Annotated in this window: 5 protein-coding genes; 1 reads left to right on the top strand and 4 read right to left on the bottom strand. The window is 57.4% G+C overall.

What is annotated here, in order from left to right; translation table 11 throughout:
- From VMV64_RS00045 to hsdR, 3 genes are all read right to left on the bottom strand, one after another.
- Positions 1-425: virulence RhuM family protein (locus VMV64_RS00045; RefSeq protein ID WP_325327896.1), on the bottom strand; the 425-nt coding region annotated here is incomplete at its 3' end.
- A 5-nt stretch (positions 426-430) separates the two neighbouring features.
- Positions 431-1,900 carry a class I SAM-dependent DNA methyltransferase gene (locus tag VMV64_RS00040; protein WP_325327895.1) on the bottom strand — a complete coding sequence of 490 codons (1,470 nt, stop codon included), beginning with the start codon at positions 1,898-1,900 and terminating at the stop codon, positions 431-433.
- 9 nt (positions 1,901-1,909) lie between these two features.
- The gene (gene hsdR, locus VMV64_RS00035) at positions 1,910-4,264 is read right to left on the bottom strand and encodes an EcoAI/FtnUII family type I restriction enzme subunit R (RefSeq protein ID WP_325327897.1); all 2,355 of its coding nucleotides are present in this window, start codon (positions 4,262-4,264) and stop codon (positions 1,910-1,912) included.
- Positions 4,265-4,585: 321 nt separating this feature from the next.
- Between hsdR and VMV64_RS00030 the strand changes: the two genes are divergently transcribed.
- Positions 4,586-5,485 (top strand): patatin-like phospholipase family protein, encoded by a 900-nt coding sequence (locus tag VMV64_RS00030; protein WP_325327894.1) that lies wholly within the window; start codon positions 4,586-4,588, stop codon positions 5,483-5,485.
- Between the two features lie 18 nt (positions 5,486-5,503).
- Here VMV64_RS00030 and mnmA read toward each other — a convergent pair.
- The coding region (gene mnmA / locus VMV64_RS00025) for a tRNA 2-thiouridine(34) synthase MnmA (RefSeq protein WP_325327893.1) at positions 5,504-6,479 on the bottom strand (976 nt) is incomplete at its 5' end.

Raw genomic sequence — 6,479 nt, 5'->3', positions numbered from 1 at the left:
CGGGCCAGCAGGGCCACGGTGCGCTGCATCTCCCGCAGCTTGACGCCCTCCTCGCGCAGCCGTTGTTCGTTGACCGTGTAGCCGGAGACGATGTGCTGGCGCAGCACGCCCGTGGCCCACTGGCGGAAGCGGGTGCCCTGGCGGGACTTGACCCGGTAGCCGACGGAGATGATGACGTCGAGGTTGTAGTGGGCGGTGTCGTAGGTTTTGCCGTCGGCGGCAGTAAGTGCAAATTTTGCACACACTGAATCCTCGGCCAGTTCGCCTTCCTGGAAGATATTGCGGATGTGTTTGGTCACCACCGACCGTTCGCGTCCGAACAGGCTTGCCATCTGCTCTTGGGTCAACCACACGGTTTCGTGGTCCAGCCGCACCCGCAGCTGGGATTGGCCGCCCTCGGCCTCGTAGATGACAACGTCGCTCATGGTGGTCACCTGCCCAGGGCTGCCGCCAGTTCACGCTTGAGCGCGCCGCGGATGTCGGCGACCTCGTTCATGAGCCGCTGGTATTGGGCCAGCAGTTCGTCCGGGTCGTGGCTGATCTGTTCACCGACGTGGGGGTTCTTGATGTCGAGGTTGTAGTTGCGGGCGACGATGTCGGCGACTGGGACTTTCCAGGCCTGCTCGGTCTGCACGCGCGTCTTGAAGCCGTCCGCCTCGTCGCCCCACCAGTTGATTTCGGTTTCGAATTCCTCGAAGCGCATGGGCTTGGTCTTGTTGTAGCTCTTCACGCCATTCGGGTAGGGGTGCTCGTAGTACCAGACGTGCTCGGTGGGTTTGCCCTTGGTGAAGAACAGCAGGTTGGTCTTGATGCCGGTGTAGGGCGCGAACACGCCGTTGGGCAGGCGCACGATGGTGTGCAGGTTGCATTCTTCCAGCAGGATTTGTTTGAGGCGGGTCTTCATGCCTTCGCCAAACAGGAAGCCATCTGGCAGGACGATGGCGGCGCGGCCTTGATCCTTGAGCAGCTTGATGACGAGGGCCATGAACAGGTCCGCCGTTTCGCGGGTGCGCAAGTGGGCCGGGAAGTTGTTTTCGATGCCGTCTTCTTCCATGCCGCCGAAGGGCGGGTTGGTGATGATGACGTTGACGCGGTCGGCGTTGCCGTAGTCCTTGTAGGGGCGGCTCAGGGTGTTGTCGTGCCTGATGTGGGTGGGGGTGTCGATGCCGTGCAGGATCATGTTGGTGACAGCCAGCATGTGCGGCAGCGCCTTCTTTTCAAAGCCCCGAATGGTGTTTACCAGCGTTTCTTCGTCTTCACGGGTTTTGATGTAATGCTCGCGTTTGTGGTCGATGGCGCAGGTGAGAAAGCCGCCGGTGCCGCAGGCGGGGTCGAGCACGGTTTCTTCCAGCCTGGGATCGACGCGGTTGACGATGAAGCGGGTGACGGCGCGCGGGGTGTAGAACTCGCCCGCGTTGCCGGCGCTTTGCAGGTCGCGCAGGATTTGTTCGTAGATGCTGCCGAAGGTGTGGCGGTCGCCGCTGTTGTTGAAGTCGATCTCGCAAATCTTGTTGATGACCTGGCGCATCAGGGTGCCGGACTTCATGTAGTTGTAGGCGTCTTCAAACACGCTGCGTACGACCTGGGCGCGCTTGCCCTGCGCACCTGCCGTGGGCAGCTTTTCTTTCAGGTAGGGGAACAGTTGCACGTTAACGAAATCGGCCAGCGCATCGCCGGTCATGCCTTCGGGGTTGGTGGCCCATGCGCACCAGCGCAAGTGCTCGGGCAGTGGAGATTTGTAGTCGTCTTCCAGCAGCTCCAGTTCGGCTTCGCGGTCATCGAAAATTTTCAGGAAAAACATCCATACCAATTGACTGATGCGCTGGGCGTCGCCGTCGACGCCGACATCCTTGCGCATGATGTCCTGGATGGATTTGATGACGCCGCTGACGTTACTCATTTGGATTACTCATGCAGATTCTTCCTTCTTAAACAGCTCTTGTTCCAGTTCCTGGATGGCGGTTTCGAACTTTTCCTTGCCGCCGAAGATGGTGTTGATGATTTCCACGGGCGTGCCTATGGTCTTGAAAGGATCGAGGCGCAGCACCTTGGCGCTTTCCAGTGTGGCGATACCTTCGTCGGCATATTTGTCGAGCAGCGCGGTGAGCACGGCACGGGCCTGTTCGCCGTATTTGGTGAAGTAGTTGCGCTTCTTGACCTTGTTGACGCGCTCCTTGCGGGTGAGCGGGGGCTGGCCCCAGGCGATGTGGCAGATCAGGTCGAAGTCGCCGTAGTCCTTGCCGATTTCCGTGGCAAGGTTGTCCAGAACGATGCCGTGTTCTTCCAGCTCGTCAATGAGGGCCTGCTTTTTCGCGGCGCTGTTCCAGCGATTGAGGAAGTCATCCAGCGAGGTGAATTCTTTCTGAATCTGCTTGCGGCTGAAGTCTTTGTAGGACTCCATGATCAATTTACCGTCCGGCCCGATGTATTCAACGCGCTCGGCGATGATATTTACATCTACCCCGCTGACGCGGACTTTGTAAACGCCGGGTGTTTCGTCGACACCGCCATCGCCCTCGTCGTCCCCTTCGCCGGGCTCCGGATCGGGCGGCACGGGGTCGTCGTCATCACCCGGTTCGTAGATCACCACTGCTTCGCCGTCGAAGTCCAGATCGCGGAACAACTCGGTGGCCTTCTTGAAGTCCATGATGGTGAAGAACCACTTGTTGTTTTCTTCGTCGATGCGGGTGCCGCGCCCGATGATCTGCTTGAAGCTGGACATCGAGGCAATGGTTTTGTCCAGCACGATGAGCTTGCAGGTTTTGGTATCAACGCCCGTGGTCAGCAATTCCGAGGTGGTCGCGATAACCGGGAACTTGCTCTCCGGGTCGATGAAGTTGTCCAGCTCGGCCTTGCCCTCGACGCTGTCGCCGGTGATGCGCATGATGTATTTCGGATTATCCAGCGCAAGCTGGCCTGCCGCATTCACCAGTGCCACACGCATGCGTTCGGCGTGGTCGACGTCTTCGCAAAAAACGATGGTCTTGGAAAACGGGTCGGTCGCATTGAGATATTTCATGATGCGCCTGGCAACCAACTTGGTGCGCTGATTGAGCACCAGAATGCGATCCATGTCTTTCTGGTTGTACTCGCGCTGCTCGATTGCCTGCCCCAGATCGTCCGTCATGCCTGGCGGCGGCGTCCAGCCTTCGATGTCCTTGTCTATGTCGATGCGCACGACCTTGTAGGGCGCGAGAAAGCCATCTTCGATCCCCTGCTTGAGGCTGTAGGTGTAAACCGGCTCGCCAAAGTAGGTGCTGCTTGAGACGTACTTGGTTTCCTTGGGCGTAGCGGTGAGACCGAGCTGAACGGCGTTGTTGAAGTATTCGAGGATTTCGCGCCAGGCGGAATCGTCCGCCGCGCTGCCGCGATGGCATTCGTCGATGACGATCATGTCGAAGAAATCGCGCGAGACGTGTTTGAAAATCTTATCTTCTTCGTCCGGGCCGGTGATGGCCTGATACAGGCCGAGATAGATTTCGTATGACGGGTCGATCTTGCGGTTCTTGATCTTGGTCATGACCGAGCCGAAGGGCTTGAAGTCATTGACGAGGGTCTGGTCGACGAGGATGTTCCGGTCCGCAAGGAACAGGATGCGCGTGACCTCACCCGCTTTCCACAAGCGCCAGATAATTTGAAATGTCGTGTAGGTCTTGCCGGTGCCCGTAGCCATGACGAGCAGCACGCGTTTCTTGCCGCCGGCCACGGCTTCGACGGCACGGTTGATCGCCTCCACCTGGTAGTAGCGGGGCTCCTTGCCCGACACATCCAGGTGGTAAGGCTGCACGACCAGTTTTTCTGCTTCATCTTCGATGCCGCGATAGGATTTGTAGCGCTTCCACAAGTCCTGAGGTGTAGGGAAGGATTCGAGCGGAAACTCTGTCTCGATGTTTTCGCCAGCGGCGGAAGCTTTGTTATGGGAAGCAAAGGCATCGCCGTTTGAACTGAGGGCGCTCGGCACATCGAGGATTTCCGCATAGCCGAGCGCCTGCTGGATGCCGTGGCTGACGATGTGATTATTGTCTTTGGCCTCAACCACGGCGACGGGTACGCCCGGCTCCCAGGACAGAACGTAGTCGGCGAATTTCTTTTTCTTCTTGTTGCGCGAGGACATGTTGCCGCGCACGACGACCGGGCCGGGCGTAAGCGTCACCTCGCGACGAATCTGCGTCATTGGTTCCCAGCCAGCTTTATTGATCGCGGGCGTGATGAATAGGTCGCAGATGTCGGACTCGCTTAGTTTTTTCTTCTCTTTGCTATCCATCACGAACGCTTCCTAGCGCGCTGCACGGATATTGACCGCATCCGCATCACAAATATGCCAGCCCGCAGCACCCAGAAGCTGATCGATGGTCTGGCGGGCTTCCTGCTCGGGATTGGACATGGATAGCGACTCCGGGGCGGCTGTTTTTATAGAATGTTCGCCAGATTAGGACAAAAACCGCCGGCTGGGAAGCGGAAAGGACCCCGCGGTCGCGAAAGGGGCGACCTCATCCGCATTTCTTCCCTATCGCGCACTTCGCGGGCGCGTTACAGTACAGTCTGGGCCTTGTGACATCAAAAACTCAAGGGAGGCGAGATCACGATGACTATTGGTTTAGCTCTTGGAAGTGGCGCCGCCCGCGGATGGGCACATATAGGGGTGATAACCGCGCTAAGTGATCATGGAATCGTACCGGATATTATTTGTGGTACCTCCATAGGCGCATTAGTTGGCGCATCCTATGTTTCCAACAATCTTGAGAAGCTGGAAGAATGGGTGCGCTCACTGACAAAACTTGAAATCGCCAAATTCTTTGCCATCAACATGTCACTGAATGGTTTTGTCAACAAAGAACGGCTACATCATTTTCTCAAAAAATATGTGGCAAGTGATGATTCAGCAATAGAGGATATTGTTGCTAAAAAATATGCCTCAGTAGCAACAGATTTGCAAACTGGCAGAGAAATTTGGTTGACGAAAGGTTCTATCCTGGAGGCCGTTTTTGCTTCCATATCAGTGCCAGGCCTCTTTCCAGCGGTTAAAAACAATGGTAAATGGCTTATAGATGGCGGACTGGTAAACCCCGTTCCCATTTCCGCCTGTCGGGCTCTTGGTGCCAATATGGTTATAGCAGTAACGTTAAATGATGATATCGTCGGGAAACACCTTCAAAATAGCAAAGCCATAGAAAAACAAGATACTGGCGTTGCGGGGAAAATATCAGATTTGGTCACGGCATATACCGCCTCGATATTTCCAACGACCAGCGATGAGGAGCAACCACCCAGCCTGTTTGATGCCATCGCCGGCTCGGTCAATATTATGCAGGACAGGATCACCAAAAGTCGCATGGCCGGAGATCCTCCTGATATCCTGCTTTCGCCAAAGCTGTCCCACATTGGCTTACTGGAGTTTTATCGTGCCGGTGAAGCCATAACGGAGGGAAAAAAATGCGTACAGAGCATGTTACCGGAAATACAGCATATATTGGGTATACCCTGATGCAGGCGCGCACGCGGACTATCCCGCGTACTGAATCCAGCCCCCGCCCAGCAGGCGCTCACCCTGATAGCAGACCGCAGCCTGACCGGGGGTGACGGCGCGTTGCGGCTCGGGGAAGCGGAGTTCGGCCCTGGCATCAGGGAACAGGTGCAGCATGGCTGGCTCAGCGCGGGAGCGGTAACGCAATTTTACGGTCACGGCATGGCTTTCACCGGGCGATAAATCCGCCAGCCAGCTGCACTCGGCCAGACTGGCCGCACGGCGGTAGAGCTCATCCTCACTGCCGACAATCACCCGGTTCTGGGTTGGGTCCAGCGCGAGGACATAGCGCGGCTGACCACTGCCACCGCCCAGACCTCGCCGCTGTCCGACGGTAAAGTGCAAGGTACCCGGATGATGGCCGATAACCTGCCCGCTGCTGTCGACCATCTCCCCTTCCTGCGCCATATCCAATCCGGCGTAATCCTCCAGAAAGCGGCGGTAGTCGCCGTCGGGGACAAAGCAGATATCCTGTGAATCCTGCTTGGCGGCCACGGGCAGGCCATGCTTACGGGCCATGGCGCGCACCTCGTCCTTGTTCATGCCACCCACGGGAAAGCGCAGGCGGGACAATATCCCCGCGCCGATGGCGAAAAGAAAATAGGATTGATCTTTGGCATCGTCACGGCCACGCAGCAGAGCAGTACCCGAAGGGGTTTCCGCCAGACGCGCATAATGGCCTGTCGCCAGCATCGAGGCGCCCAACTTTTCGCCTTCGGCCAGCAGAGCATCAAACTTCAGAAATTGATTGCAGCGGGCGCAGGGATTGGGCGTACGCCCCGCCTGATATTCGGCGACAAACACATCGACCACCTGACGCCGGAACGCCTCGCGATAGTCCAGCACCGTGTAGGGAATCCCCAGACGGGCGCAGACCTCGGCGGCATCTTCGATATCTTTTTCATCGCAGCAGCGGCTCCTGGGCCACAGGCGCATGGTCACGCCGGTGAGTTCG

This window comes from Sulfuricella sp., from assembly GCF_035531155.1.
Taxonomy (GTDB): domain Bacteria; phylum Pseudomonadota; class Gammaproteobacteria; order Burkholderiales; family Sulfuricellaceae; genus Sulfuricella.
The sequence above is the reverse complement of the archived record's forward strand: the minus strand, read 5'-3'. Positions and strand labels throughout refer to the sequence as shown.